General features: G+C 72.7%; 25 protein-coding genes. 13 read left to right on the top strand and 12 right to left on the bottom strand.

Going from position 1 to position 26,992, the window contains the following annotated elements; genetic code table 11:
* Positions 1–38: 38 nt before the first annotated feature.
* Both KVT45_RS40010 and KVT45_RS40005 read right to left on the bottom strand, forming a co-directional pair.
* Positions 39–725 carry a siderophore-interacting protein gene (locus KVT45_RS40010; protein WP_217554267.1) on the bottom strand — a complete coding sequence of 229 codons (687 nt, stop codon included), beginning with the start codon at positions 723–725 and terminating at the stop codon, positions 39–41.
* Between the two features lie 38 nt (positions 726–763).
* A complete protein-coding gene (locus KVT45_RS40005; RefSeq protein ID WP_217554265.1) occupies positions 764–2,167 on the bottom strand; it encodes an MFS transporter in 1,404 nt (467 codons plus the stop codon).
* 95 nt (positions 2,168–2,262) lie between these two features.
* Between KVT45_RS40005 and KVT45_RS40000 the strand changes: the two genes are divergently transcribed.
* The 9 genes from KVT45_RS40000 (at position 2,263) to KVT45_RS39960 (ending at position 12,132) form a co-directional block, all read left to right on the top strand.
* Entirely contained in the window at positions 2,263–3,216 is a 954-nt protein-coding gene (locus KVT45_RS40000) for a LysR family transcriptional regulator (protein WP_217554264.1), read from the top strand.
* A 55-nt stretch (positions 3,217–3,271) separates the two neighbouring features.
* On the top strand, positions 3,272–3,430 hold the full coding sequence (locus KVT45_RS39995) for a DUF664 domain-containing protein (protein WP_217554287.1): 159 nt from the start codon (positions 3,272–3,274) through the stop codon (positions 3,428–3,430).
* Between the two features lie 245 nt (positions 3,431–3,675).
* Positions 3,676–3,855, top strand: coding sequence for a hypothetical protein (locus KVT45_RS39990; protein ID WP_217554263.1), 180 nt, complete (start codon positions 3,676–3,678; stop codon positions 3,853–3,855).
* 22 nt (positions 3,856–3,877) lie between these two features.
* Positions 3,878–4,567: a DUF2637 domain-containing protein gene (locus tag KVT45_RS39985; protein ID WP_217554262.1), complete on the top strand. Its 690-nt coding sequence runs from the start codon at positions 3,878–3,880 to the stop codon at positions 4,565–4,567.
* Positions 4,568–4,807: 240 nt separating this feature from the next.
* Positions 4,808–6,319, top strand: coding sequence for an aldehyde dehydrogenase family protein (locus tag KVT45_RS39980; protein ID WP_217554261.1), 1,512 nt, complete (start codon positions 4,808–4,810; stop codon positions 6,317–6,319).
* Positions 6,320–6,372: 53 nt separating this feature from the next.
* Positions 6,373–7,899: a GMC family oxidoreductase gene (locus tag KVT45_RS39975; protein WP_217554260.1), complete on the top strand. Its 1,527-nt coding sequence runs from the start codon at positions 6,373–6,375 to the stop codon at positions 7,897–7,899.
* The gene (locus KVT45_RS39970; protein ID WP_217554259.1) at positions 7,899–9,245 is read left to right on the top strand and encodes a glycine betaine/L-proline ABC transporter ATP-binding protein; all 1,347 of its coding nucleotides are present in this window, start codon (positions 7,899–7,901) and stop codon (positions 9,243–9,245) included. The genes KVT45_RS39975 and KVT45_RS39970 overlap by 1 nt, the downstream gene beginning before the upstream one ends.
* Positions 9,245–11,179, top strand: a complete 1,935-nt coding sequence (locus KVT45_RS39965; protein ID WP_217554258.1) for a proline/glycine betaine ABC transporter permease — start codon at positions 9,245–9,247, stop codon at positions 11,177–11,179. The genes KVT45_RS39970 and KVT45_RS39965 overlap by 1 nt, the downstream gene beginning before the upstream one ends.
* A 2-nt stretch (positions 11,180–11,181) precedes the next feature.
* Positions 11,182–12,132: an ABC transporter substrate-binding protein gene (locus KVT45_RS39960; protein WP_217554257.1), complete on the top strand. Its 951-nt coding sequence runs from the start codon at positions 11,182–11,184 to the stop codon at positions 12,130–12,132.
* Positions 12,133–12,165: 33 nt separating this feature from the next.
* Here KVT45_RS39960 and KVT45_RS39955 read toward each other — a convergent pair whose 3' ends face one another.
* A complete protein-coding gene (locus KVT45_RS39955) occupies positions 12,166–12,876 on the bottom strand; it encodes an isocitrate lyase/phosphoenolpyruvate mutase family protein (protein ID WP_217554256.1) in 711 nt (236 codons plus the stop codon).
* Positions 12,873–13,370: a carboxymuconolactone decarboxylase family protein gene (locus KVT45_RS39950; RefSeq protein WP_217554255.1), complete on the bottom strand. Its 498-nt coding sequence runs from the start codon at positions 13,368–13,370 to the stop codon at positions 12,873–12,875. Before KVT45_RS39950 ends, KVT45_RS39955 begins: the two co-directional genes overlap by 4 nt.
* Before the next feature lie 47 nt (positions 13,371–13,417).
* Here KVT45_RS39950 and KVT45_RS39945 point away from each other — a divergent pair, with 47 nt between their 5' ends.
* Both KVT45_RS39945 and KVT45_RS39940 read left to right on the top strand, forming a co-directional pair.
* A complete protein-coding gene (locus KVT45_RS39945) occupies positions 13,418–14,854 on the top strand; it encodes a PLP-dependent aminotransferase family protein (protein ID WP_217554254.1) in 1,437 nt (478 codons plus the stop codon).
* A 52-nt stretch (positions 14,855–14,906) separates the two neighbouring features.
* On the top strand, positions 14,907–15,395 hold the full coding sequence (locus tag KVT45_RS39940) for a carboxymuconolactone decarboxylase family protein (protein WP_217554253.1): 489 nt from the start codon (positions 14,907–14,909) through the stop codon (positions 15,393–15,395).
* Between the two features lie 161 nt (positions 15,396–15,556).
* Here KVT45_RS39940 and KVT45_RS39935 read toward each other — a convergent pair whose 3' ends face one another.
* From KVT45_RS39935 to KVT45_RS39910, 6 genes are read right to left on the bottom strand one after another with little or no spacing between them, the layout of a single operon-like run.
* Positions 15,557–16,351: an aminotransferase class IV gene (locus tag KVT45_RS39935; protein WP_217554252.1), complete on the bottom strand. Its 795-nt coding sequence runs from the start codon at positions 16,349–16,351 to the stop codon at positions 15,557–15,559.
* A gap of 19 nt (positions 16,352–16,370) precedes the next feature.
* Positions 16,371–17,549 (bottom strand): FAD-dependent monooxygenase, encoded by a 1,179-nt coding sequence (locus KVT45_RS39930; RefSeq protein WP_217554251.1) that lies wholly within the window; start codon positions 17,547–17,549, stop codon positions 16,371–16,373.
* Positions 17,546–19,096 (bottom strand): class I adenylate-forming enzyme family protein, encoded by a 1,551-nt coding sequence (locus KVT45_RS39925; protein WP_217554250.1) that lies wholly within the window; start codon positions 19,094–19,096, stop codon positions 17,546–17,548. Before KVT45_RS39925 ends, KVT45_RS39930 begins: the two co-directional genes overlap by 4 nt.
* Positions 19,097–19,155: 59 nt before the next feature.
* Positions 19,156–20,664, bottom strand: a complete 1,509-nt coding sequence (locus KVT45_RS39920) for a benzoate-CoA ligase family protein (RefSeq protein WP_217554248.1) — start codon at positions 20,662–20,664, stop codon at positions 19,156–19,158.
* Complete coding sequence (gene pabB / locus KVT45_RS39915) at positions 20,661–22,841, bottom strand: aminodeoxychorismate synthase component I (RefSeq protein WP_217554246.1); 2,181 nt, start codon at positions 22,839–22,841, stop codon at positions 20,661–20,663. Before pabB ends, KVT45_RS39920 begins: the two co-directional genes overlap by 4 nt.
* 30 nt (positions 22,842–22,871) lie before the next feature.
* Positions 22,872–23,459 carry a hypothetical protein gene (locus KVT45_RS39910; RefSeq protein ID WP_217554244.1) on the bottom strand — a complete coding sequence of 196 codons (588 nt, stop codon included), beginning with the start codon at positions 23,457–23,459 and terminating at the stop codon, positions 22,872–22,874.
* Between the two features lie 270 nt (positions 23,460–23,729).
* Between KVT45_RS39910 and KVT45_RS39905 the strand changes: the two genes are divergently transcribed.
* Positions 23,730–24,455 carry a DUF3050 domain-containing protein gene (locus KVT45_RS39905; protein ID WP_308311009.1) on the top strand — a complete coding sequence of 242 codons (726 nt, stop codon included), beginning with the start codon at positions 23,730–23,732 and terminating at the stop codon, positions 24,453–24,455.
* 32 nt (positions 24,456–24,487) lie between these two features.
* Here KVT45_RS39905 and KVT45_RS39900 read toward each other — a convergent pair whose 3' ends face one another.
* Positions 24,488–25,357, bottom strand: coding sequence for an alpha/beta fold hydrolase (locus KVT45_RS39900; protein ID WP_217554241.1), 870 nt, complete (start codon positions 25,355–25,357; stop codon positions 24,488–24,490).
* A 144-nt stretch (positions 25,358–25,501) separates the two neighbouring features.
* Here KVT45_RS39900 and KVT45_RS39895 point away from each other — a divergent pair, with 144 nt between their 5' ends.
* The gene (locus KVT45_RS39895; protein WP_217554239.1) at positions 25,502–26,026 is read left to right on the top strand and encodes a CGNR zinc finger domain-containing protein; all 525 of its coding nucleotides are present in this window, start codon (positions 25,502–25,504) and stop codon (positions 26,024–26,026) included.
* A 31-nt stretch (positions 26,027–26,057) separates the two neighbouring features.
* On the opposite strand, the gene KVT45_RS39890 is transcribed toward KVT45_RS39895, so the two are convergent.
* Positions 26,058–26,885, bottom strand: coding sequence for a DMT family transporter (locus KVT45_RS39890; RefSeq protein WP_217554285.1), 828 nt, complete (start codon positions 26,883–26,885; stop codon positions 26,058–26,060).
* Between the last annotated feature and the right edge of the window lie 107 nt (positions 26,886–26,992).

Here is a 26,992-nt window from a genome sequence, read left to right as displayed (position 1 = left end):
GTTCCCGTCTCCGCGGCAGACGGCGGTGCTCCTGGGTGTCACTCCATCCCGCGCTTGCCCGGCGTCCAGAACGGCTTGGTGAGGACCGCGCGCCGGTCCCACCCCGCCTCCTGGACCAGCACCTTCCGCACCGCCTGCACGGCCCGCGCCTCCCCGGCGACGTAGGCGACCCCGCCGGGTTCGGGAGCGAGCCGCCGTACCGCCTCCGGCAGTGAGGTCCCGGCCCTGAGCACCCAGTCGAGGCGCTCCGCGTGGGCGAGGGGCAGCCGGTCCGCGGCCGTCTCCGTCTCGACGCACCCGGAGATCCGGGCCTCCTCGGGCAGCGCCGCGAGCATCGCGCCGAAGGCGACCGCGGCCGTCTCGTCGCCGACGAAGACGTGGTGGGCGGCGTCGGGGCGCAGCGTGAAGGTGCCCTCGGGCCTGCGCAGCCGTACCTGCTCGCCCGCCCCGACGGTCCGGCCCCACCGGGCGCCGGGTCCGCCCTCGGAGTGGTCGAGGACGCACAACTCGACGACGCCGGACGGGTCGTAGCGCCAGACCGAGTACGTCCGCAGGGTCAGGCCGGCCACCAGGACCCGGACCTGCTGGCCGGGCCGGACGTCGAGGCCGGCGAGCTGGTCGCCGTCGATGCGCAGGCGGCGCATGCGGGCGGTGATCTGCTCGACCTCGGTGACGGTGCCGCGCAGGGTCAGCAGGTCGAGGACGGGGTTCAGGAGGGCGGGCATGGGGGCTCCTCAACGGGCCGTAGTGTGCGGGGAGTTGCTCAGGCGCCGGTAGAACGCGATAGTACGCGTTCCGGATCGGACGCGATAGAGCGTGTCGGGGTGCGGCCGCCGTAACCGGCCACCACGAGCGCCGTCGCCGCGAGCACCAGCAGCGCGACGGTACGCAGGGCCGGGCCCATCCCGGAGGCGAGGTCGCCGTGCGCGGACAGGATCGTGCCGGTGACCGCGACCCCGAGGGCCGCGCCGGTCTCGCGGGCCGTGGTGCCGAGCCCGGAGCCGAGACCCGCCTGGTGGGGCGGGAGCGAGCTGACCACGCCGAGGGTGAGGGCGGGCATGGACAGACCGGTACCGGCCGAGATGACCAGCAGCCAGCAGGCGTACGTCCAGTACGGCGTGGACGCGTCGACGGTGGACGCGCCGAGCAGCCCGAGGCCGATCAGCGCGAGCCCGGCGCCGACCACCGCGCGCGGGTGGCCCGCCCAGCGGGCGGCGAGCCTCGGGACCAGGGCCATGCCGATCGTCAGCGGCATGATCGCGACGCCGGTGACGGCCGCGTCGTAGCCCTTGACGCCCTGCAGGTACTGCGAGTTGACGAAGAAGAGGGAGAAGAGGCCGAAGAAGCCGGCCGCCGTGCCGAGGGACGCCGAGCGCAGCCGGGCGGAAGCGAAGACGCGGGGGTCGAAGAGGGGGCGCGGCGAGCGCAGGGCGTGCGCGGTGAAGAGGGCGGTCAGTACGGCGCCCGCCGCGAAGGAGCCGAGGATGGGCGCCGACGTCCAGCCGTACGTCGTGCCCTCGATGATGCCGAACAGCACCGCCACCAGGCCGGCCGTGAGGAGCAGGGTGCCGAGCGGGTCGAGGTTGCTGCGCGCGGAGCGGCCGGTGCGCGGGGTGACGACGGCGACGGCCAGGGCGAGCAGGGCGGCCAGCGGGACCATGGCGGCGAACAGGGCCCGCCAGGACAGGAACTGGCCGACCAGGCCGCCGCCCAGGTTGCCGGCCGCGCCGCCCAGGCCCAGTGCCAGGGTCCAGGAGGCGAGGGCGCGGGCCCGCTGCTCGGGGGCGGACAGGTGGACCAGGATCGACATGGTGGCCGGGGTGATCAGGGCGGCTCCGGCGCCGGACAGGCCGCGGCCCGCTATCAGTACGGCGGGGTCCGGCGCGAGCGCGCTGGTGGCCGCGCCCGCCGCGAACAGGGCGAGACCCGCGAGCAGGGCGCCCTTGCGGCCGTACCGGTCGCCCAGCGCGCCGGCCGGGATGAGCAGCGCCGCGAAGGCGATGACATAGGCGTCGACGGTCCACAGGATCTCGCTGTGCGAGGGGTGCAGGGCCGACGCGGCCAGTTCGGGGATGAGGAGGTTGATGGCGGCGACCATGCTCTGCGCGACCAGCACGCAGGCGCACAGCACGAGCAGGACAGGGCGTTTCAGGGCGTGCGAGGGCACGGCTCCTCCCGGGGAGCTGGTGGGTGGTGTGGGATGCCCTGTCACCGTAGGGTCGGCGCTGACCTGCTTTCCAGTGCAACCTTTGCAAGGGACGAATGCGTATGACGCAATCCACCGGCTCCCCCGGCAGCCTCGACCTGAATCTGCTGGTCGCGCTGGACGTGCTCCTCGAAGAGCAGAGCGTGCAGGGGGCCGCGCGGCGGCTGCATCTGTCCGAACCGGCCATGAGCCGCACCCTCGGCCGGATCCGCAGAGCCCTCGGCGACCCGGTGCTGGTGCGCGCCGGACGCGGGATGGTGCCGACCCCGCACGCACTGGCCGTGCGTGCCGAGGTGAGCGCGGTGGTGGAACGGGCGCGGGCGCTGTTCGCACCGGGCCGGGACACCGATCTGCGCACCGTCTCCCGGACGTTCACCATCATCGGCTCCGACGCGATCGCCGGCACCCAGGCCGCCACCCTCTTCGCCCGGGCCGCCGCGGAGGCGCCCGGCATCCGCATCCGCTTCCTCGCCGAGGCCCATGTGGACCTGCCGTACCTGCGGCAGGGCACGGCCGATCTGGAGGTCGGGGCGATCGACACCACCGCGCCCGAGGTGCGGGTGGAGCAGCTCCACGAGGACCGCATGCTCGGCGTCGTACGGTCCGGACACCCGCTGCTGGCCGGCGAACTGACGCCCGAGCGGTACGCGACCGCGGCCGGTCACCTGAACGTCTCGCGGCGCGGCAAGCTGCACGGCCCCGTCGACGCCGCGCTGGCCGAACTCGGCCTGGAACGCCATGTGGTGGGCACCGTCGGCACCTTCCCGGCCTCCCTCTTCGTGCTGCGCGACTCCGACCTGATCGGCCTGATCAGCTCCTGGGGAGTCCCGCTGGCCACCGCCCTGGGCCTCGCCACCTTCGAGGTCCCCCTGCCGCTGCCGCCGATCCCCCTAGGCCTGGCCTGGCACCCGCGCCACGACGCCGACCCGGCACACGCCTGGCTGCGGCGCTGCGTAAGGGAGTTGCTGGTCGGCCACGGCAACGGCAACGACAGCAGCAACGGCGGCTGACACCCGGTCGGCCGTCTGGTGGGAACCGCCCGCCGCCGGAACGGAACTCGACACCCTGATCGGCTCCCTGGAGCGGCAGCGGCGCACCTTCGCCTGGAAGAGCGAGGGGTTCGACGCGGCGGCGCTCGGCCGTCGGCTCGCGCCCTCCGCCCTCACCCTCGGCGGGCTGCTGAAGCACCTCGCCCTGGTGGAGGACCCGCCGGCCGACTTCTGACCAGCGGCGCTCGCCGAGACCGAGGAGGCGGGCCCCACCCGCAGGGAACGCCTGCGCGCCCTCCTCACCGACTCCCGCACCGCCGGTCACATCGTCATTAAGTTAGTTTCCGTATTCACAGAGCGTGACCTCCCGCCTATTCACAATTTCTTCAATTGTGAATAGGTAGGTATTCTATAACTTCTCTTCCGGGTGACTGAATTCCCCCGAACGCTCCAACTCCCGCCCCGTGTGACGGTCGTTAGGTGACCGTGACGCGATTGGACTGGTGCGCAGCCGAAGATCATCCGACAACCGTGCTGCGTTGGCCCGGTGGTATGGATATCACCTCATGCTCGGACCTGCTCGATGATTTCCTGACGAGAATCAATGCGATGGAAAACGAATATCGGCGGACCCTGGCGGATCTGTACGCGGCGTTCTGAGACAGGGTGCGGAGGTTAATCGATGGACGGGATTCAGCACGACCCGGGTCCGGGGTTCTACGACCACACCGGCTTCTATGATCATCCCGGTCTCTACGACCACGCCTGGGGTGTCCCGGAGTCGGACGTCGCGCCGAACGACTGGGACCCGGTCGAGGAGCTGGCGCAGATACTGTCCGCACCGACCGCTGTGGCCGCGGCCCCCACCCTGGTGGACGTGCCGGCCCAGCGCCGGGGCAGCCGCCGGCGGGTCCGGCACGACTCCCACCTGTTCGACGGCGGCCGGAGCGTCACCCACATCACGTTCCTGATCGTGGCGGTCTCGCTGTGTGCGGTGTCCATGCTGGCCTGGTCCGTCTGCTACTCCTACGCGCAGCTGCGCGGCATCGCCTCGTCGGTGCTCCCCGGGGGGCTGGCGCAGTACTGGCCGCTGACGGTCTACGGTCCGTGGTTCGTGGCGGCGCTGTCCGTCCTGCGGGCCACCGCGCAGCGCCGGAGCGCGCGGCGGTCCTGGTGTGTCGTGCTGGTCGCCTCCGTCGTGGCGGTGGGGCTGTGCATCAGCCACTCCTCCCATGCGCTGCTGTCCTTAGTGATCTTCGGGATTCCGCCCGTCACGGCCCTGGTCTGTTTCTGGGAGCTCGTCGGGCAGATCTCGACCAGGGGCCGGCCCCGGCACGCCGGGCCCGCCGAATCGGCGAGCGCCACGCCCTGACCTGAGCCCGAAGGGCCATCCCTCCCGCGCGCCCGGCCCGCTCAATCGGCCGGGCGGCCGCATGTGGCCGCCCTTCGTAGGGTGTTTTATTTCGTTCTGTCCGACTGTTCAGTGACGCCGCACACTTTCGGCCGACGATTGCGCATGCAATCCGAGGCCGAGGGCAGGCGCCGGCAGTCCCCGAGTGTGACCCGGATGTCACCCGGGGGCACCGAACAGGAACGGAAGGCAATACCGATCATGGCGGACAGCACGGCACGAGCGACCATTCATGCCGGAGGCGAGTGGCTGGCAGCCGTCTCCGGCGCGACGCGCGAGATCATCGACCCCGCGGACGGCCTGCCCTTCGCCGTGGTCGCCGAGGGCGACGAGAAGGACGCGGAGGCGGCGGTGGCCGCCGCCCGGCATGCCTTCGACACCGGCGACTGGCCCCGGACCCCCGTCGCCGAGCGCGCCGCCCTGCTCCGCCGGGTGGCCGACCTCCTCGTACGCGACCGCGAACAGCTCGGGCTCCTGGAGAGCCGGGACGCGGGCAAGACCGCCGAGGAGGGCCGCGTCGACATCGACTGTGTCGCCGACGCCTTCCGCTACTTCGCCGACCTGGTGGCGGCGGAGGGCGCTGGCCGGGTGGTCGACGCGGGTTCGGCCGACGTCCACAGTGTCGTCGTATCCGAACCGGTGGGCGTGTGCGCGTTGATCACGCCCTGGAACTACCCGCTCCTCCAGGCGAGTTGGAAGATCGCCCCGGCGCTGGCGGCCGGCAACACGTTCGTGGTCAAGCCGAGCGAGCTGACCCCGCTTACGACGGTCGCGCTGATCGGACTGCTGGCCGAGGCCGGGCTGCCCGCCGGGGTCGCGGGCCTCGTCACCGGCCCCGGCCACACCGTCGGCGCCCGCCTCTCCGGGCACCCCGACGTCGACCTGGTCTCCTTCACCGGCGGCCTGGCCAGCGGGGTCAAGGTGGCGCAGGCGGCCGCCGTGTCGGTCAAGAAGGTCGCCCTCGAACTGGGCGGCAAGAACCCCAACGTCGTCTTCGCCGACGCCTGCGCCACGCAGGAGGGCTTCGACACCGCCGTCGACCAGGCCCTGAACGCCGCGTTCATCCACAGCGGCCAGGTCTGCTCGGCCGGCGCCCGGCTGATCGTCGAGGAGCCGGTGCGGGAGCGGTTCGTCGCCGAACTCGCCCGCCGGGCGGCCAGGATCCGGCTCGGCCGGGGCACCGCGGACGGCGTCGAGTGCGGCCCGCTCGTCTCCGCGCAGCAGCGCGCCAAGGTCGAGGCATACGTGGCGTCGGCGCTGGCGGAGGGTGCGGTGCTGCGCGCGGGCGGCAAGCGGCCCGAACCGTCCGCCGACCGCCCCGCCACCGGCTACTTCTACGAGCCCACCGTCCTCGACCAGTGCCACCGCGAGATGAGGGTCGTACGCGAGGAGGTCTTCGGCCCGGTCCTCACCGTCGAGACGTTCCGCACCGAGGACGAGGCGGTCGCCCTCGCCAACGACACCGAGTACGGCCTCGCCGGCGCCGTCTGGACGGCCGACGCCGGACGCGCCCGCCGGGTGGCAGGCCGGCTGCGGCACGGCACCGTCTGGATCAACGACTACCACCCCTACCTCCCGCAGGCGGAGTGGGGCGGCTTCGGAAAGAGCGGGACCGGCCGCGAGCTGGGGCCCGCCGGGCTCGCCGAGTACCGCGAGACCAAGCACGTCTACCAGAACCTCGCGCCGAGGCCGGTCCGCTGGTTCGCCGGCTGAGCCCTCGCCGCCCGCCCCTCCCCCCCACGCATCAGGCTTTCTTGGAGTACCCCATGTCCCACGTCCATGAGTACGACTACGTCGTCATAGGCGGCGGAACCGCCGGTTCCGTCATCGCCTCCCGGCTCACCGAGGACCCCGACGTCACGGTCGCCGTCATCGAGGGCGGCCCCAGTGACGTGGGCCGCGACGACGTCCTCACCCTGCGCCGCTGGACGGGACTGCTGGGCGGTGAACTGGACTACGACTACCCGACCACCGAGCAGCCGCGCGGCAACTCCCACATCCGGCACAGCCGAGCCCGGGTGCTGGGCGGCTGCTCCAGCCACAACACCCTCATCGCCTTCAAGCCGCTGCCCTCCGACTGGGACGAGTGGGAGGAGGCCGGCGCCAAGGGCTGGGGCGCGGTGCCGATGGAGGCCTACTACGCCCGCCTCCTCAACAACATCGTCCCGGTCCACGAGAAGGACCGGAACGCCGTCGCCCGCGACTTCGTCGACGCGGCCCAGGAGGCGCTGGGCGTCCCGCGCGTGGAGGGCTTCAACCGCAGGCCGTTCACCGAGGGCGTCGGCTTCTTCGACCTCGCCTACCACCCCGAGACCAACAAGCGGTCCAGCGCGTCGGTGGCCTACCTCCACCCGGTGCTGGACGAGCGCCCCAACCTGACGATCCTGCTGGAGACCTGGGCGTACCGGCTGGAGCTGGCCGGCAGCCGTGCCGAGGGCGTGCACGTGCGCACCAAGGACGGCGCGGAACTCCTGATACGGGCCCGGAACGAGGTCGTCCTGTGCGCCGGCGCCGTCGACTCCCCGCGCCTGCTGCTCCATTCCGGCATAGGCCCGGCCCAGGACCTCGAAGCCCTCGGCATCCCGGTCGCGCACGACCTTCCGGGCGTCGGCGAGAACCTCCTCGACCATCCCGAGTCGGTGATCGTCTGGGAGACGCACGGCCCGATCCCGGAGAACTCCGCGATGGACTCCGACGCGGGTCTCTTCGTCCACCGGGACCCCGGACACGCGGGCCCGGACCTGATGTTCCACTTCTACCAGGTCCCGTTCACGGACAACCCCGAGCGACTGGGCTACGAACGCCCCGCGCACGGCGTCTCGATGACCCCGAACATCCCCAAGCCCCGCAGCCGCGGCCGCCTCTACCTGACCAGCGCCGACCCGTCCGTGAAGCCCGCGCTCGACTTCCGTTACTTCACCGACGAGGACGACTACGACGGCCGCACCCTCGTCGACGGCATCCGCATCGCCCGCGAGATCGCGAAGACCGAGCCGCTGGCGGGCTGGCTGAAGCGCGAGGTGTGCCCCGGCCCGGAGATCCTCGGCGACGCCGAGCTCGGCGAGTACGCCCGCAAGGTCGCGCACACCGTCTACCACCCGGCGGGCACCTGCCGGATGGGCGCGGCCGACGACCGGCTGGCCGTGGTGGACCCGGAGTTGCGGATCCGCGGCCTGGACGGCATCCGTGTCGCCGACGCCTCCGTCTTTCCGGCCATGCCGGCCGTGAACCCGATGATCGGGGTGCTGATGGTCGGCGAACGGGCCGTGGACCTGCTGAAGGGCGGTGCGTGATGAACGGTACGACCCCTGTCTTCTCCGTCGACGGCCTGTGGAAGGTCTTCGGCCCCAAGGCCGAACGCGTCCCGGCGGACCCCGAGCTGACCGGCCTGCCCCCGGCCGAACTCCGCGGTCGCACCGGGTGCACGGCCGCCGTCCGCGACGTCTCCTTCGACGTGCGCAAGGGCGAGGTCTTCGTGGTGATGGGCCTGTCCGGCTCCGGGAAGTCGACCCTGGTCCGCTGTCTGACCCGGCTCATCGAGCCGACGGCCGGCCGGATCGCCATCGACGGCGAGGACGTCCGCGCCATGGACAAGGGCCGGCTTAGGGAACTGCGACGGCACCGGGCCGCGATGGTCTTCCAGCACTTCGGGCTCCTCCCGCACCGGTCCGTGCTCGACAACGTGGCGTACGGCCTGGAGATCCAGGGCGTGAGCAGGTCCGAGCGGCGCGCGCGGGCCGCCGAGGTCGTCACCAAGGTCGGCCTGGAGGGTATGGAGCAGCGCCGCCCCGGCCAGCTGTCCGGCGGCCAGCGCCAGCGCGTCGGCCTCGCCCGGGCGTTGGCCGTCGACCCCGAGGTCCTCCTCTTCGACGAGCCGTTCAGCGCGCTGGATCCGCTGATCCGGCGGGACATGCAGGAGGAGGTGGTCCGCCTGCACCGCGAGGAGGGCCGCACGATGGTCTTCATCACCCATGACCTGTCGGAGGCGCTCAAACTCGGCGACCGCATCGCCCTGATGCGGGACGGCCGGGTGGTCCAGCTGGGCACCCCGGAGGAGATCGTCGGCTCCCCGGCCGACGACTACGTCCGGGAGTTCGTCCGGGACGTGCCGCGCGAGCAGGTCCTGACGGTCCGGACGGCGATGCGGGCGCCGGGGGAGACGGCGGACGACGGCCCCGTGATCGGCCCGGAGACGACGGTCGCCGAGGCGATCGAGGTGGTCGCGGGGGCCGGTGCCCCGGCGCGGGTCGTGGAGGGCGACCGGTGCGTCGGCGTGGTCGACGCCGACACGTTGCTCGGCGTCGTGGCGAAGCGGGCTGCGGGCGGTACTTCGGGTGCGGGCGGTGGTGGGTCGGTCGCGCAGTTCCCCGCGCCCCTGGGTGGGGATGCGCGGCCTGCGCTGGAAGGCACCGCTGCCGTTGGCACTGACTCGGTCGCGGGCGGTACTTCGGGTGCGGGCGGTGGTGGGTCGGTCGCGCAGTTCCCCGCGCCCCTGGGTGGGGATGCGCAGCCCCAGCAGGAAAGTCCCCCAGCCGCGGGCAGTCGTGCCGCTGGGGCGGCACGGGTGGGCGCGGCGGCACCCCGCGAGCGCGGGCAAGCGAAACTCCCCGCCCCGCGCAGCAATCCGGAGGGCGTCTGATGGCGACGATCACTGTCCCGACCCGTAGACGAGCAGCGCTCCCCACCGGCCGAGCCGCCCGTAAGCTCCTGGCCCTCGCGCTGATCTCCGTCGTCCTCGTACCCATGGCCAACTCCCGCTGGCCCAACGCCGCCTGGCCCCGCCACCTCACCGTCGACCTCTCTGCCCCCCTCTCCTCCGCCAGTAACTGGGTCATCGACAACCGCGACACCCACCCCCTCTTCCTCTACTTCTTCGGCTACATCAGCAACGCCGTCGTCCTCACCGTCCGCGCCGTCTACCTCGCCCTCCTCGCCGCGGGCTGGCCCGGTGTCACCGTGCTCGCCGCCGCCGTCGCCCATCGCGTCGCGGGGACCAGGCTCGCCGTCGGAACGGCCGCCGCGTTCCTCGCCTGCGGTGCCCTCGGCATGTGGGTGCCGACGATGCAGACCCTCGCGCTGATGGTCGTGGCCGTGCTCGCGTCCGTCGCCGTGGGTTTCGTGCTCGGCCTCGGGGCCGGTCTGAGCGACCGGCTGCACCGCGCCCTGCGCCCGGTCCTCGACACCATGCAGGTGCTGCCCGCCTTCGCATACCTCCTCCCCGTCGTCCTGGTCTTCGGCATCGGCGTCCCCGCGGCCGTCCTCGCCACCGTCGTCTACGCCGCCCCGCCCATGGCCCGGCTCACCGCCCTCGGCCTGCGCGGCGCCGACCCCGAAGTCCTGGAGGCCGTGGAGTCGTTGGGGGCCACCAGCCGGCAGCGACTGCTGACCGCCCGGCTTCCGCTCGCCCGAAAGGAACTTCTCCTCGGCCTCAACCAGACGATCATGATGGCGTTGTCGATGGCGGTCATCGCGTCCGTGATCGGCGCCGGCGGTCTCGGCGACCGCGTCTACCAGGCGCTCGCCTCGGTCGACGTCGGCGCGGCCCTCGCCGCCGGTATCCCGATCGTGCTGCTCGCGGTCGTCCTGGACCGCATCACCGCGGCGGCGGGCGACCGCGGCGACACCCGGCCGGCCCCCGCCGGCCTCCTGTACGCCCTCGCCGCCACCGTCGCCGTCACGCTCGCCGCCCGTCTCCTCGGCCGCCTCGACTGGCCCGCCGCCTGGACCCTGGACTTCGCCGAACCGGTCAACCGCGCCGTCGACTGGATGACCGCCCACCTGTACTCGGGCGTGCCGGTCGTCGGTGGTACGGCGGACTGGGCGGGGCACTTCACCACCTGGGTCCTCGACCCCCTCCGGGACGGGCTGCAGTGGCTGCCCTGGTGGGCGGTGCTGCTGGTCGTCGCCGCCCTGGCCTGGCTGATCGGCACCTGGCGCACCGCGCTCACCGCCGTCCTCGCGATGGCCGCGATCGGCGTGCTGGGGGTGTGGGAGCCGGCGCTGGACACGCTGTCCCAGGTGCTCGCGGCTGTCGCCGTGACGCTCGTGCTCGGCTTCGCGACCGGCGTCGCCGCCGCCCGCAGCGACCGGGTGGAGCGCGCGCTGCGGCCCGTCCTGGACGTCTTCCAGACCATGCCGCAGTTCGTCTACCTGATCCCGGTCGTCGCGTTGTTCGGCGTCGGCCGGGCGCCCGCCGTGGCCGCCGCCGTCGTCTACGCGCTGCCGGCCGTCGTACGGATCACCGCGCAGGGGCTGCGCCAGGTGGACCCGGCCGCCCTGGAGTCCGCGCGCTCGCTCGGCGCGACCGGGCGCCAGCAGCTGTGGCAGGTCCAGCTCCCGCTCGCCCGGCCCGCGTTGCTGCTCGCCTTCAACCAGGGCGTGGTGCTGGTCCTCGCCGTCGTCATCATCGGCGGGCTGGTGGGCGGTGGTGCGCTCGGTTACGACGTCGCCTTCGGTCTCGCCCAGGGCGACCTGGCCACCGGACTGGTGGCCGGTGCCGCCATCGTCTGCCTGGGGCTGATGCTCGACCGGGTCACCCAGCCCACGGAACGCCGTACGGGGAAAGGAGCGTGACCATGCGACGCATCACGATCACGGCCGCCTCCGCACTGCTGGTCCTCGCGACCGGGTGCGGTGCCGCCGACATGACGAAGCAGGCCTCGCCGTTCGCCGCCGCGCAGGGGGCGAAGACCGTGACCCTGTCCGTGCAGTCCTGGGTCGGCGCGCAGTCCAATGTCGCCGTCGCCCAGTACATCCTGGAGCACAAGCTGGGCTATCGCGTCGACACCGTGCAGGTCGACGAGGTGCCCGCCTGGGACGCGCTCAGCCAGGGACGCGTCGACGCGATCCTGGAGGACTGGGGGCACCCGGACCAGGAGAAGCGGTACGTCGAGGAGAAGAAGACCATCAGCCGTGCGGGGGACCTCGGGGTCACCGGGCACATCGGGTGGTTCGTGCCGGCCTATCTCGTCAAGCAGCACCCGGACATCACGGACTGGAAGAACCTGAACAAGTACGCCTCCCTCTTCCGCACCGCGGAGAGCGGCGGCAAGGGGCAGCTGCTCGACGGCTCACCGTCGTACGTCACCAACGACAAGGCGCTGGTCAGCAACCTGAAGCTGGACTACCAGGTCGTCTTCGCCGGTTCCGAGGCCGCCCAGATCACCCAGATCAAGCAGTTCGCCAAGGAGAAGAAGCCCTTCCTGACGTACTGGTACGCGCCGCAGTGGCTGTTCAAGAAGGTGCCCATGACGGAGGTGCGGCTCCCGGCGTACCAGGAGGGCTGCGACGCCGACGCGGCCGAGGTCGCCTGCGGCTATCCGCACACCCCGCTGCAGAAGTACCTCAACACCGGCTTCGCGCACAGCGGCGGCAGGGCCGCGGCCTTCCTGAAGAAGTTCCGGTGGACGACCGAGGACCAGGACCAGGTATCCCTGCTGATCGCCGACCGGAAGCTGAGCCCTCAGGAGGCCGCGAAGACGTGGGTGGAGAGCCATCCGTCGGTGTGGAAGAAGTGGCTCTCCTAGGCCAGGCCCTCCTGGACCAGGACCTGCTGGATCCTAGGCCAGTACCTGCTGGACCGACCGCAGCGCCAGCCGCAGCAGTCCCGGGCCGAACGTGATCCTCGTGGCGCCGAGTTCGCCGAGCTCGGCGGGCGCGGGGCTCGCGCCGTCCGGGCGGGCGTACATGTTCAGCGGGCCCTCGACACCGGAGCGGAGGAGGGGCAGTACGGCGGTCGGGGCCTCGATCGGGTAGACGCAGTCGGCGCCGGCCGCGACGTACAGCGCGGCCCGCTCGATCGCCCGGTCGGGGTCGGTGACCCCGCGTGCGAAGGTGTCGACGCGGGCGTTGAGGAACAGCCGGTCACCGGCCGCCGAACGGACCTCGGCGAGCCACTCGGCGTGCTCGTGCGGGTCCTTGAGGACGCCCCCGGCGGAGTCCTCCAGGTTGCAGCCGACCGCCCCGGCCTCCAGCAGCCGCTCGACCAGCTCCTTCGGCGCCAGCCCGTAGCCGTCCTCCACGTCCGCGGACACCGGCACCTCCACGGCCCGCGTGATCCGCGCGACCGCCGCGAACATCTCCGCCGCCGGGGTCTCGCCGTCCGCGTACCCCAGACTCGCCGCGACCCCGGCGCTGGGTGTCGCCAGCGCCGGGAACCCGGCCGCCACCAGGGCCCGGGCGCTCGCCGCGTCCCACGGGCCGGGCACGATCAGCGGGTCGCCGGGCGGGCGCCCGTGGTGCAGGGCCCGGAAGGCGTCGGCCTTGCTCATCCGTGCTGCCCCGGCGTGTAGTGCCCGGGGACCATCCGGGTCGTCACGGCGAACCGGTTCCAGGAGTTGATCACGATGATCGAGGCGATCAGCTGCGTCAGCTGCACCTCGTCGAACTGCTTGGCGGCCCGCTCGTAGACCTCGTCCGGCACGAAGCCGTCGGTCAGCACGGTGACGGCCTCGGTCAGCTCGATCGCGGCGATCTCCTGCTCGGTGTAGAAGTGCTTCGACTCCTCCCACGCGCTGAGCTGCACGATGCGCTGGATGCTCTCGCCCGCCGCGAGCGCGTCCTTGGTGTGCATGTCGAGGCAGTACGCACAGTGGTTGAGCTGCGAGGCGCGGATCTTCACCAGCTCGAACAGCTTGGCGTCCAGCCCCTTACGGGCGGCTCCGTCCAACCGGACCATCGCCTTGTAGACCTCGGGCGCGTGCTGGGCCCAGGGCAGGCGGGGGCTGTGCTCGGGGGCGTACTCGGCGTTTTCCTGATTGCTCATGATGCCGACACTAGGTGCCAGGCAGCCCAGGGGTATGGTCCATTTCCATGGAGAAAGTGTGGGCCAATCGCGCCGGCCGGGCCACTCTGGGCATCGACCTCCACCTGGAACCGGCCGCCGGTCCGGGCCTGCGCCGGGGCCTGACCGACGCCCTGCGCGAGGCCGTGCGCAGCGGCCGGCTGCTCCCCGGCACCCGGCTGCCCTCCTCCCGCTCGCTCGCCGCCGACCTGGCCATCGCCCGCAACACCGTCGCCGACGCCTACGCCGACCTGGTCGCCGAGGGCTGGCTCACCGCCCGGCAGGGCTCCGGCACCCGGGTCGCGACGGGCGTACCGCCGGTGCGGCAGGCGGAGACCCCCGCGGGTACGTCCGCCCACCGGCCCGCCTACGACCTGCGGGCCGGCTTCCCCGACGTCTCCGCCTTCCCGCGCACCGAGTGGCTCAGGGCCGCCCGCCGCGCCCTCACCGCGGCCCCCAACGAGGCCTTCGGCTACGGCGATCCACGCGGCCGCGCCGAACTGCGCACCGCGCTCGCCGGCTACCTCGCCCGCGCCCGGGGCGTCCGCGCCGACCCCGAACGCATCGTGATCTGCGCCGGGTTCGCGCACGGCCTGAGCCTGCTCGGCCGGCTGCTGCGGGCCCGCGGGGCGGACACGGTCGCCGTGGAGTCGTACGGCCTCGACGAGCACTGGCAGTCGCTGACGGCGGCCGGTCTGCGCCAGGTCCCGCTGCCCTTCGACGAACTCGGCACGGACACCGGGGAACTGGGGCCCGGACCGGCCGCCGTGCTGCTGACGCCCTCCCACCAGTTCCCGATGGGCGCGCCGCTGCACCACGACCGGCGGGCGGCCGTCGTGGACTGGGCGCGGCGCACCGGCGGCCTGGTCCTGGAGGACGACTACGACGGCGAGTTCCGCTACGACCGCCGGCCCGTCGGCGCCCTCCAGGGACTCGCCCCCGACGAGGTGGTCTACCTCGGCACGGCCAGCAAGTCGCTGGCGCCGGGGCTGCGGCTGGCCTGGATGGTGCTGCCGTCGGCCGTGGCCCGGGAGGTGACGGCGGCCAAGGGCGGCGTGGACACCTGCGGGGCGCTGGACCAGCTGACGCTGGCCGAGTTCATCGTCTCCGGCGCCTACGACCGCCACGTCCGCGCGGCCCGCTCCCGCTACCGGCGGCGCCGGGACGCCCTCGTCCGGGCCCTCGCCGAGCGCGCCCCGGCGATCCGGGTCACCGGCATCGCGGCGGGCCTGCACGTCGTGCTGCGGCTGCCGCCCGGCACCCAGCGCCGGGTGATCCGGGCCGCCGCGGCCCGCGGCCTCGCCCTCGAAGGCCTCACCCCGCGCCACCGCCACCCCGACGCGGTCACCGCACCCCTGGACGCCCTCGTCCTCGGCTACGGCACCCCGCCCGACCACGCCTGGTCGGGAGCGCTGGACATCCTGTGCGCGGTGCTGTCCGACCCGGCTGTGACCGGCGTCGCCTGAATTCCCCGGCAACGGTCCCCGTAATTCAATTCGGGAGGCTAGAGTCTCCCTCATGAACAATGGTGATCAGATTTCCCGTGTCGCCCTCAAGAAAATCACCCCGGATGTCTCCTCGGCGATGGGTTCCCTGCATGCCGCCGCCGTCACCGCGGCCCAGGACGCCAAGGTGGAACCGGAAATTCTCGAACTGGTCAGAATACGCGCCTCCCAGCTGAACGGCTGCGCGTTCTGCCTCGACATGCACACGAAGGACGCTCGCGCGCAGGGCGAGACCGAGCAGCGGATCTACGCCCTGAACGCGTGGCGGGAGACGCCCTTCTTCACCGAACGGGAGCGGGCCGCACTGGCGTTGACCGAGGCGGTCACCCTTGTCGCCGACGGTCACGTACCGGACGAGGTCTACGCCGAGGCCGCCGGGGTCTTCGACGAGGCCCAGCTGGCGGCGCTCGTCTGGGCGGCCACCGTCATCAACGCGTACAACCGGATCGCTATCGCCACGCGAATGGTGCCGGGGGCTTATCAGCCTAAGCAGACCGAATAAAAAACAGCCTGATATCCGGCCCGGTGAAATATCGCCGGGCCGGTTTTATCTTGCGTTTCACGGGATCGGTCTTATTGCGGCTGCGGGTGGGTGGGGGCTGGTCGCGCCCACGCGGCGGAGCCGCAAATCGATACAGCCCCGCGCCCCTTACGGGGCGCTATTCAGCCGCTTCTGTCGAGAGGCTCCGGTGCCTCCCCGTCGAGCCACTCCCGCCACTCCGGCGCCCGTACTGCCGCGCCGGTGCTCGTCGGCCCTCCCACCCAACGCGTCACCGGTCTGATCCCGTGCAGGGCGTTCACCAGCCACACCTCCCGGTCCGCCAGTTCGGCGAGGGTCCGTTCGCGGTGGGCTACGCGGATGTCGGTGCGCTCCGCGCGCTCCTGGATCAGTGCGAGGGTCACCCCGGGCAGTACCGGCAGCCGGGGCGGTGGCAGGCACAGGGTGTCGTCCTCCCACCAGAGGACGCTGGTGGTGGCAGCCTCAAGCACCACCCCGGACGGGCCCACCAGCACCGCCTCCTGGGCCCCCGCCTCGACCGCCCGGGCGCGCAGCCGGGCCAGGGTGTCGAGGTCGGGTCCCTTGCGGCGGGGCACCGTACGCGGATCCGGCTGGCCGACCGCCCAGACCTCGACCTCCGAGCCGAGCGCAGGCGCGTGTCGCAGCCGCAACCGCACGTGGTGGGGGGTGAGTTCGACGCGGGGGAACCACTCGCCGGTGCGGGGCAGCGCGGCCGTCATGTCCCGCCAGAACTCCAGCAGCCGGTACGCCGGCGGCCCGTCGCACTCGCCGCAGGACCGCACGAAGCGGTCCCGGTGCCGGTCCAGGCCACGCACCCTGCCGTCCCGCACCAGCCAGGAGTCAGCGACCAGCAGCGGTTCGTCCGCGTCCTCGACGGGCCGCAGCCCGGCACGCGGCGACCACGTCAGCAGGCCTTCGGTCACGGCCGGTCGTGTCATGACTCCTCCTTCGCCATGCTCAGTATTTCCGGCCCGCCAGCGCCGGTGCCCCGCCCCGCGGCCCGTACGGCGCGTGCTCCAGCCAGGATCCGCAGGACGGCAGGACCGGCGCCAGCGCCGCCGCCGCGCGCTGCCGCAGCCGTACGATCCGCCGCCGGGGCCGCAGATGGTCCAGGGCGACCCCGGCCGCCTCGCTGTTGAACAGGCCCGCGGCCCGCCGTACCTCGGCGAAGTCCGCCACCGTGCCGGTGGCGATCGCCGCCGCCGCGGCCGCCGCGTCCGCGATCCCGCTGTTCATGCCCCGTGCCCCGAAGGGCGGGAACAGGTGCGCGGCCTCCCCGGCGAGCAGCACCCGCCGGTGCGGGTCGGTGAAGGAGGCCGCGACCTTGCGCAGGAAGCGGTACGTCGACACCCACAGGATCCGGTCTGCGTATCCCTCGTATCCCTCGCCCACCACCCCGGGCAGCCAGCGGCGGACGGCCTCCTCGGTGCCGTACTCCTCCGCCCGGTCGTCCGCGTGGCACTGGAGGTCCACCTGGAAGCCCCCGGTGAACGGCACCCGCAGCACACTGCGGCCGCCGACGGCGGGGTGCTCGTAGTGGAAGACCCGTTCGAGGGGCAGTTCGGCGCCCGGCCGGTCCGCCACGTCGACGACCACATGGAAGCCCTCGCCGTGCGTGCCCTCCATGGGGATGCCGAGCCCGGCCCGGACGGCGGACCGGGCGCCGTCCGCCGCGATCACGTGTCCGCAGGTCAGCTCCCGGCCGTCCGCGCAGCTCAGCGAGGCGCCCGAGGCGGTGGTACGGACGCCGATCACGCGCGCGTTCCACACGAACTCCACGCCCGCCTCCGCGCAGGCGTCCCGCAGGAAGCGTTCGGTGTCCACCTGGCGCAGGCTGGTGAAGGGCGGCCGGCCGGACGGCGGCGGAAAAGTGCGGGAGTACACCTCCCGCCCCCGGTACAGGGTCCGTCTGGTGTGCCAGGTCCGGCCGTACGAGGTGAGCGTCCCGGCCAGTCCCGGCCGCATGCCGTCGAGCAGCGCGAGGGTCTCGCGGTGCACGAACAGGGCCCGGCTGCCCGGCCGTTCGCGGTCCTCGGGATCCGCCTCGAGCAGCATGGCCGGCAATCCCTGCGCCCGCAGCGCCAGCGCCGCCGACAGGCCCACAGGACCGGCGCCGACCACGACGACCGGGGTCACGCGCGGACACCCGCCGCCAGCATCCGGGTGATCTCCACCCGCTTCACCTTCCAGGTCGCCGTCATCGGCAGCTCCTCGAACCGCCACTGCCGGGGCTCCGCCATCGCGGGCAGGTCGGCGGTCGCCTGCCGCCAGCGCTCCGGGTCCAGCGGCCGTTCCCCGCGCACGCACACCACCGGGACCGGCTCCCGGTCCGCGCCCGGCACGATGACCACCTCGCGCAGCTCCTCCAGCCGGTCCATGAGGGTGTCCTCGACCTCCAGGTTGCTGTGCACGGAGTCGATCCGGTCGATCTCCCGGTCGATCAGGTACAGCGCGCCCAGCCGGTTCCGGTACCCCATGTCGCCCATCTGCCACCACTCGCCGTCCAGCTGTCGCTCGTACTGCTCGCGGGCGCCGAGGTAGGTGAGGATGCGGCCCCGGGTGCGGGCCTCGATCCGGCCGGGGGTGCCGGGCGCGGCCGGCTGACCGTCGGGGCCGGTGACCCGGACGCGGGTGAAGCCCGGGATCCCGATGCCGACCCGCCGTCCGTCCGCGCGGGCCACGCTGCGCCGAGTGAACCACTGGAAGGCCACCGGCCCGGTCTCGCTCTGCCCGTACAGCTGGAGCAGCCAGGGCGCACGGCGCCCGGAGGCGTCCAGGAGCCGTCGTACCGTCCGCGGATGGATGGCGTCGAACGTCGAGCCGTACGACCTGACGCGCGACAGCGGGGCGCCGGGCGCGTCCGCCAGTTCCTCCCACAGGACGAAGGTGTTGGGGTGGGTCTCGACGATGCCGGGGCGGTGCCGGGCCAGCATCGGGCCGACCTTCGCCGGGTCGGGGTCGGTGATCAGCAGCAGCGGGCTGCCGTAGTGCAGCAGGACGCCGAGCAGGTGGTAGAAGCGGGAGTGCACGAAGGACATGTGCAGGGCCGCGACCTCGCCGCGGGTGGGCCAGCCCATCGCCTGCTGCGGGACGAGGCGGTTCCACATGGTCTGCGGGCAGTGCACGGCGAGCTTGGGGACACCGGTGGTGCCGGAGCTGTGGGTGATCAGGGCGGGTTCGCGCGGGTGCAGCCGGATCGGTGCCGGGACCCTGGCGCCGGTGTGCTCCGCGAGGGACACCACGCCGGGCACGCTGTCCACGGTGAGGGTCTGCCGGACCAGGCCCCTGACCTCCAGGCCGGCCAGTTTCGCCCCGTCCGTGACCAGCCACGGCTGTCGCAGTCTGGCGAGCAGCTTGCCGACCACCTCGCCGGCCAGCGCGGGGGAGAGCAGCACGGGCACCGCACCGATCCGGGAGACCGCGCAGGTCAGCAGCACGATGTCGACGTTGTCCGTCTTGTGCACGACGGCCTGCTCGGCGGGTCGCACCCCGGCCGCCCACAGCCGTGCCGACAACTCCTCGACCGCGTCGGCCAGTTCCGGGTAGCTGAGGCGGACCCCGAGGTCCGGGTGGGTGTCCAGGGGCCGGTCCAGGGTGACGAACACCCCGCCGTGCCGGTCGGCCGCCCGCCGGAAGAGCGGGCCGAGGTAGAACCCGCGGTCGCCGATGAGGGACTCCTGCATGGGGACGTTCCTTTCAGTCGGGGCCAGGTCGGTCGGGGCCAGGTCGGTCGGGGCCGGGGTCACCACGCGCCCCGGCGGACCAGATGGCGGCGGAGCTTCCCGGTCGGGGTGCGGGGCAGGGAGGGCAGGAGGCTGACACTGCGGGGGACCTTGAAGGCCGCCAGGTGCTCCCGGGCCAGCGCCAGCAGCTCCTCCTGGAGCCCGGTCGGCGCCGGGGTGACGGCGGGGACGACGAAGGCGCGCAGCCGTCCGGCGCCGGTCCCGTCCGGTACCGCCGCCACCGCGACCTCCCGTACCGCCGGATGGGTGCGCAGCACGGCCTCCACCTCCAGCGGGGAGACGGTGATCCCGCCGACCATCTCCATGTCGTCGGTGCGGCCCAGGTGCCGGTAGGCGCCGTCGGGTTCGCGGACCGCCCGGTCGTGGGTGGCCAGCCAGCCGCCGACCAGGGTGCGCGCGGTCTCCTCGGGCCGGTTGAGGTAGCCGGGCGTCACCGTCGGCCCGCGCACCCACAGCTCGCCCTCGTGGCCGTCCGGCACCGGGCGCCCGTCGCGGTCGCGCAGCTCCACCTCGAAGCCGGGGACGGGACGGCCGACGGTGCCGGGGTGGTGGTGGCCGAGGCTGTTGGCGCAGAAGGCGTGCCCGGCCTCGGTGGAGCCGATCTGCTCCAGGACCGGCGCGCCCAGCAGCTCCGCGACCCGCTCCCCGAGCCCGTCCGGCAGCCCCTCGCCTGCCGACACGGCGGCCCGCACCGAGGCGAAGCACGCCCGGTGCCCGGTACCCCGGTCGGCGACCAGCGCCGCGTACGCGGACGGCACCGAGTACAGCAGCGTCACCCGGTGCCGGGCGACCAGCTCGTCCACGGCGGCGGGCGCCGGGCGCCGGTCCACCAGGACCGCACTCGACCCCGAGAACAGCGGGAAGACGAAGGCGTTCCCGAAGCCGTAGGCGAAGTACAGCTTGGACACCGACAGGGCGACGTCGTCCGGGGTGACGCCGAGCAGCCGCCGCCCGATCAGGTCGTGGTAGGCGGCCGGGTGGGCGTGGGTGTGGACGACACCCTTGGGGCGGCCCGTCGTCCCGGACGTGTACTGGACGTACAGCGGGCCGTCCGCGTCGACCGGGTGCGCGGGCGCCGGTTCGGCGGCGGGGGCGAGCGCGAGCAGCTGGTCGGCGCCGAGCCGGGTGTGCTCGCCGAAGCGGTCCTCCAGGCCGGGTCCGGTCAGGCAGAGCGCCGCCTCCGTGTCGGCGGCCATGAACGCGTGGTCGGCCGCGGGCAGTTCGGGGTTGACCAGGACGGCCACGGCACCGAGCCGGGCGACCGCGAGAAAGGCCACGACCCAGGCGATCCCGTCCGGCAGCGCGAGCACCACCCGGTCGCCGGGGGCCACCCCCTGCGCGGCGAGGACGGTGGCGGCCCGCGCCCCGAGGTCGTGCACCTCGCCGTGGGTCCAGGCGCGATGGCCCTGGTGGAAGGCGGGGCGGTCGTGCCAGCCGTGCCGCACGGTGAGGTCGGTGAGACGGGAGGCGAGGTTGGCGGTGGCGGTGAGGGCGGGGGCCTGGGTCATCGGGCGGCCTCCTCCACGGCGTCCGCCGCGGCCGACGCGGTGTGCCCCCGCAGCGCCCGCATCTGCGCGGCCGTCTTCAGGAGCATCTCGTCGTACTCGGCGGCCGGGTCGGAGTCCAGGACGATCGCCCCGCCCGCGCCCAGCTGCATCCGGCCGCCCGCCATCACGGCCGTACGGATGACGATGTTCAGGTCCGCGCCGCCGCTGCACCCGAGGTAGCCGAGCGCCCCCGAGTACACGCCCCGGGCCTCGGTCTCCAGCGAGTCGATGATCTCCATCGTGCGCAGCTTCGGGGCGCCGGTCATCGACCCGCCCGGGAAGCAGGCGCGCACGCAGTCCACGGCGTCCGTCCCGGCCCGCAGCCGCCCGGTCACGGTGGAGACCAGCTGGTGCACGGTCGCGTACGACTCGGTGGCCATGAGGCGGGGGACCCGGACGGTTCCGGTACGGCAGACCTTGCCCAGGTCGTTGCGGAGCAGGTCGACGATCATCAGGTTCTCGGCGCGGGTCTTGGCGTCCGTCGCCAGCGCGTCCCGCAGCCGGTCGTCCTCGAAGGGCGTCGCCCCGCGCGGCGCGGTCCCCTTGACGGGCCTGGCCTCGGCCACGCCGTCCCGGGTGATCCGCAGGAACCGCTCCGGCGAGGAACCGGCCACGTCCAGCTCGCCGAAGCGCAGGAAGGCCGCGTACGGCGCCGGGTTGACGCGGCGCAGCTCCCGGTAGAAGGCGTACGGGTCGGGCGGGGCGGGCAGCCGGGCCGCGTTGGTCAGGCAGACCTCGTAGCTGGTGCCGGCCCGCAGCTCGCGCCCGCAGGCCTCGATGTCGGCGAGGTAGGTGGCCCGGTCGCGGACCAGCCACGGCTCGGCGGCCTCCAGGTCCGGCTCCCCGGCGGCGGGCGGGGCCGCCCGGGGCGCGTCCGGTGCCAGGAAGCTCAGCTGGGCCAGCGTGTCCGCCAGCCACTCCGCGGCCGCCCGTGCGGCCTGCGGGGTGTCCTCCGCCAGGCAGACCGCGTAGGTGACGTCCTCCTCGTGGTCCACGGCGATCAGCCGGTCCGCGAACAGCCAGCAGGCGTCCGGGGTCTCGGCGCGATGCCGGTTCGGGGAGCCGCAGTCGGCCTTGGTCTCGTAGCCGAAGTAGCCGACGTAGCCGCCGGTGAAGTCGAAGGGCAGCCCGTCCGCGTCCACCCGGCGGCTGCTCAACTGCCGTTTCAGATAGTCGAAGACGCTCGCGGACACCTTGCGCGCCGGCCGTCCGGCCCGCTCGACCACACACCGTCCGGCCGTGACGTCGTACCGCACGAACTCGGCGAGCGGGCCGCTGTCGTCGCCCAGGAAGGAGAAGCGCGAGCGGCCCTCCTCGACGAGCGAGCTGTCCAGCCAGAAGGCGCGGGGCGAGGCGGCGAAGAGGCGGGTGAAGGCGGCCTCCGCGTCGACGGCGCCGGCGACCTGGCGGGTGTGCAGGCGGTAGGCGGGCACTTCGCCGGGACGGGGCCGGGGGACGGCCGTGCCGGACCCGGCCGTGCCTGCCGCGCTCGCCGCGGGCCTCGGCCGGGGGATCGCCGCCTCGGCCGGCGGGACGGCGGTGTTCTTGGTACGTGCTCTGCGGGCCCGGCGGGCGGTCAGGTTGCGGAAGTTCACCAGCATGCGGTGGCCGTACTCGGTGAGCACCGACTCAGGGTGGAACTGCACGCCCCACAGCGGCCGTTCGCGGTGCCGCAGCCCCATCAGGACGCCGTCCTCGGCCCAGGCGGTGGCCTCCAGGGCGGCGGGCAGCGGCTCCTGCACCGCCAGGGAGTGGTAGCGGACGGCGGTGAAGTCCTGGGTCAGCCCCTCGAAGAGGTCCCGCCCGTCGTGCCGCACCCTGGTCAGGTGCCCGTGCCGCGGCTGCGGGGCGGGCACCACCCGGGCCCGCTCCCCGAGCGCGATGCCCTGGTGGCCCAGGCACACCCCGAGGACGGGGACCGTGGCCTCGGCGATCATCCGGGCGCTGATGCCGAAGTCACGGCCGTCGCCCGGATGCCCCGGCCCCGGAGACACCACCACGTTGTCGAACCCCGCGAGAGCGGGCGGCGCCGGCTCGTCATTGCGGATCACCACCGGTTCCTCGCCGTTGACCTCGGCGATCAGCTGGAACAGGTTGTAGGTGTACGAGTCGTAATTGTCGATGAGCAGGGTCTTCACCCGCCCACCTCCCTCGGGTCGTTCCCGGGCCTATGCGGCCCGTCGTTTGTGCCGCCCGCGCAGCGCCTGGAGCGGGGGATACAGCCATTTCTTGAAGAAACGCTGAAGTCGCGGCATGAGAATCCACGTGACAAGCGCTGTCACGCAGAGGCAGAGCACCAGAGTGCGAATGAGCGGATTGACGCCGCCGAGATAGGGCAGCACGATCAGATTGAACAGCAGGACCGGCGGAAACACCGCGCTCATGTTGATGAACCACAGTTTCCACTTCGCCGGCGGTGTCGGCGGCGGCGGTGCGGGCGGCGGCCCGGTCAGCGAGTCGAACCACGCCTTCGACCCTCGTACGCTACGACGCCCGGTGGGCCGGGCGATGCCGTCCGCGCGGATCTCCCACTCTCCGCGATCTGGGGAGTTCTCCCAGGCCAGCGCGGAGTCTTCGGTGGCGAAGCGATACACGACATGCCATTCCGCCTCCTGGTCGACTAGGACGCCGCCACCGAGGAACCCCGGCCGGCGGGCGCTCGCGCCCAGCATGGCCCACCCCCACGAGTGGAAGTCGGCCTCGCGACCCGGCATCACGTGATAGGCCACGGTGACGGTGACGGGATTACTGGTCACGGTGTCCTTTACGGAATGGACACAAGTCGCGTTCAAAGATTCAACGAGTTTTTTGGTGTCCGGATCGTAACTCTTTACAGCGCTTTCTGTGAGCTTGCCGTGGTCTGCCGACGGCTACTTCAGGTAACTCCTCCGTAATTCCGGAAAGTGCTTGCCGGTCGGCCGTGAAAGTTGCACGATCGCCGTCCCAGAACGAAGGAGGACGCCATGTCGAGGTACGTCTGGAATTTGACCGATGAGGGTCGACAGGCAATCGATCAGGCGCGTTCCGTGATCGAATCAGCGCGAAAAGAAGTGACCGCGCACCCGCTTTACCAGCGGATATCCGACCGGGAGAACCTGGCCGTCTTCATGGCCCACCACGCGTTCGCGGTCTGGGACTTCATGTCCCTGCTCAAGTCGCTCCAGCGGGAGCTGACCTGCATCGACGTCCCCTGGGTGCCCCGCGGCTCCGCGGTGGCCCGCCGGCTCATCAACGACATCGTGCTGGTCGAGGAGAGCGACGCCCTGAACGGCGGCTTCACCAGCCACTTCGAGCTGTACCGAGCGGCCATGACCGAGGCTGCGGCCGACACCGCCCCCGTCGACACCTTCGTCGCGCTCCTCGCCGAGGGCCACGACGTGCCGGCGGCCCTGCGGGTGGCCCGGGTTTCCGCCCCGGCGGCCGAGTTCGTGCGCACGACCTTCGGCATCATCGCCGACCGCCCGCTGCACTGCCGGGCCGCCGCCTTCGCCTTCTCCCGCGAGGACCTGATCCCGGACATGTTCGACCAGGTCGTCAACGAGGAGGGCACCGACCGCTTCCCGCTCTTCCGGGACTACCTCGCCCGTCACATCGAGGTCGACGGCGAGGAGCACACCCCCATGGCCCTACAGATGGTCGCCGACCTGTGCGCCACCGACGACCGGCGCTGGCACGAGGCCACCGAGACCGTCCTCGTCGCCCTGGAGGCCAGGTCCCGGCTGTGGGACGGGATCGTGACAGCGATGGGGTGAGTGCGGGCGGGGCCGGGGCTGCGCTCCGGGTGTCAGGCGAGGGTGCGGCCGAGGAAGTCGCGGATGTGCCCGGTGATGGTGCCGAGGTGGCTCTCCAGGGCGAAGTGGCCGGTGTCGAGGAGGTGGATCTCGGCGTCGGGCAGGTCCTGGCGGAACGCCTCCGCGCCCTCGGGGCCGAAGATCCCGTCGCCCGCGCCCCAGACCGCCAGCAGCGGGACCTGTGAGTCGCGGAAGTACTGATGGACCCGCGGGTAGAGGTCCACGTTGGTGGGATAGTCGCGGAAGAGCCTGAGCTGGATCTCGTCGTTGCCCGGGCGGTCAAGGAGCGCCTGGTCGTGGACCCAGTTGTCGGGGCTGACCAGGGCCGGGTCGGCGACTCCGTTGAGGTACTGCCAGCGGGTGCTCTCGACGGTCAGCGCGCCCCGCATCGGCGCCTCCGTGTCCGGCCCCGGGTTCGTGGCGTAGGCGAAGACGGCGGCCCAGAACGGCTTGACGAACCCCTCTTCGTAGGCGTTGCCGTTCTGCGTGATGATCGCGCTGATGCGCTCCGGTGTCCGGAGGGCGAGCCGCCAGCCGATGGGGGCGCCGTAGTCCTGCACGTACATGGCGAACCGGTCGACACCCAGGTGCCGGAGCAGGCCGGCGGTGACGTCGGTGAGGGCGTCGAAGGTGTAGGGGAAGTCCCGCGGGCCGGGCATCGCGGACTGGCCGAACCCGATGTGGTCGGGGGCGATCACGTGATAGCGGTCGGCGAGCGCCGGGACGAGGCCGCGGAACATGTGCGAGCTGGTCGGGAAGCCGTGCAGGAGGACGACCACGGGTGCCTTCGGGTCGCCGGCCTCCCGGTAGAAGACCTCGAGGCCGTCGACGGTGGCGGTGCGGTGGTGGACTGCGTGCTCCATGGTCCTAACCCTTCTGTCGATCCTTAGTGGTTATATATCCAGTCGAGCACGACCCGCCTAACCTGTCAAGGCGAGTGAAGAGGTTAGGTATGTGGCTGCTCGTGTAACCTGTCAAATGAATCGATACGGTTAGGAGGGGTGACGGTGGCCGACCCCGAACAGCGGGACCAGCAGGATGCGTTGCTGCTGGAGCTCCTCAACAGCACGCCGGTGGTCAACGGCGTCGCCGAGGACCGGCTGGCGGACCCGGCGGAGGCCCGGTCCTGGCAGCGGGCCCACGGCGGCAGCGGAACCGCGGCCGAACTCCGCACTCTCGTGGCCGCTCGCGACGCCCTTCAGGAGGTGGTGCGCGGTACCCGGCCCGCCACTTCGCTGGCGCCGCTGCTGGAAGACGTCGTCTCCCGCCCGCGCCTCTCGCCCGCGGGGGTCTCATGGCAGCTGGACGCGCCCGCGGAACGCCGGATGGCGGCGGAGGCGATCATGGCGTGGAGCGCGGTGCAGCAGACGATGCCCGGCCGGCTGCGGCCGTGCGCCAACCCGGAGTGCCGGCTGTTCCTCGTCGACCGCAGCAGGACCAACAAGGCCCGCTGGTGTTCGATGGCCGTGTGCGGCAACCGTATGAAGGCGAGACGCCACTACCAGCGCACCCGTGACGCCGTGGCCGACTGACGCCCCCGGTGGCCTGGACGCGGCCCGCCGCTCACCCTTCCTCGGCCGTGGCCGGCGCCTCCCCGAACCGGCCCAGTGCCAGCGCCCCCGCCACGGCCACCGCGAAACCGAGCACCGCGAGCCAGGCCAGGCCTTCCCGCGTGCGGTCCCCGAGCCACACCACCCCCACCGCCGCCGGGCCGATCGTCTCGCCGATGACCATGCCGGCCGTCGCCGTGGTCACCGAGCCCCGCTGGAGGGCCGAGGTCAGCAGCATGAAGGCGCCGCCGCCCCCGATCAGCAGCGCATAGGTCGCGGGGTTGGTGAGCAACTCGGCCGGTCGCAGGGTGTCGATCAGCCGCACCGACACCTCCACCACCCCGAACCCGAACCCCGCCCCGAGGCCCAGGACCAGCGCCCGCCCCTTCCCGGTCAGCCGACCGCCGGCCAGGCCGAGGAGCAGTACCCCCACGGCCGTCCCCAGCATCACCCACTTCAACGTCATGGTCCCGGCCCGGTCCCCCTCCGGCCCCGACGCCAGCCCCAGCATCGCGAGCCCCGCGCACACCACCCCCACCGCGGCCCACTCCACCCCGCTCAGCCGCACTCGCAGCAGCCGCGCCGCGACCACCGCCGTCACGGCGAGGCTCGACGCCAGGGCCGCGCTCACCGCGTAGATGGGGAGCGACCGCAGCGCGAGGATCTGGAACACGAACCCGAGCCCGTCCAGCCCCAGCCCGACGACATACCGCCACTGCCGCGCGGCCCGCAGCAGCAGCGCGGCCTCCCCGCCGGCGCCGTCACCGGCCGCGCGCGCGGCCATCGCCTGCAGGACCGTCGCCGTACCGAAGCAGATCGCGGCCGCGAGGGCGCACACCATTCCGAAGAGCACAAAGGGACTGTAGGGGAGGGGAGCGTGCGGTGATCGGGAGGAGACTAAGAAGCGGGCCCGGGGCAACCCCGGACCCGCTCCTTCCCCTCGGGTCT

Origin of the sequence: Streptomyces sp. GbtcB6 (assembly GCF_019091475.1) — a bacterium.
GTDB classification, from domain to species: Bacteria; Actinomycetota; Actinomycetes; order Streptomycetales; family Streptomycetaceae; genus Streptomyces; species Streptomyces hyaluromycini.
This window is presented reverse-complemented; position numbering and strand designations above follow the sequence as displayed.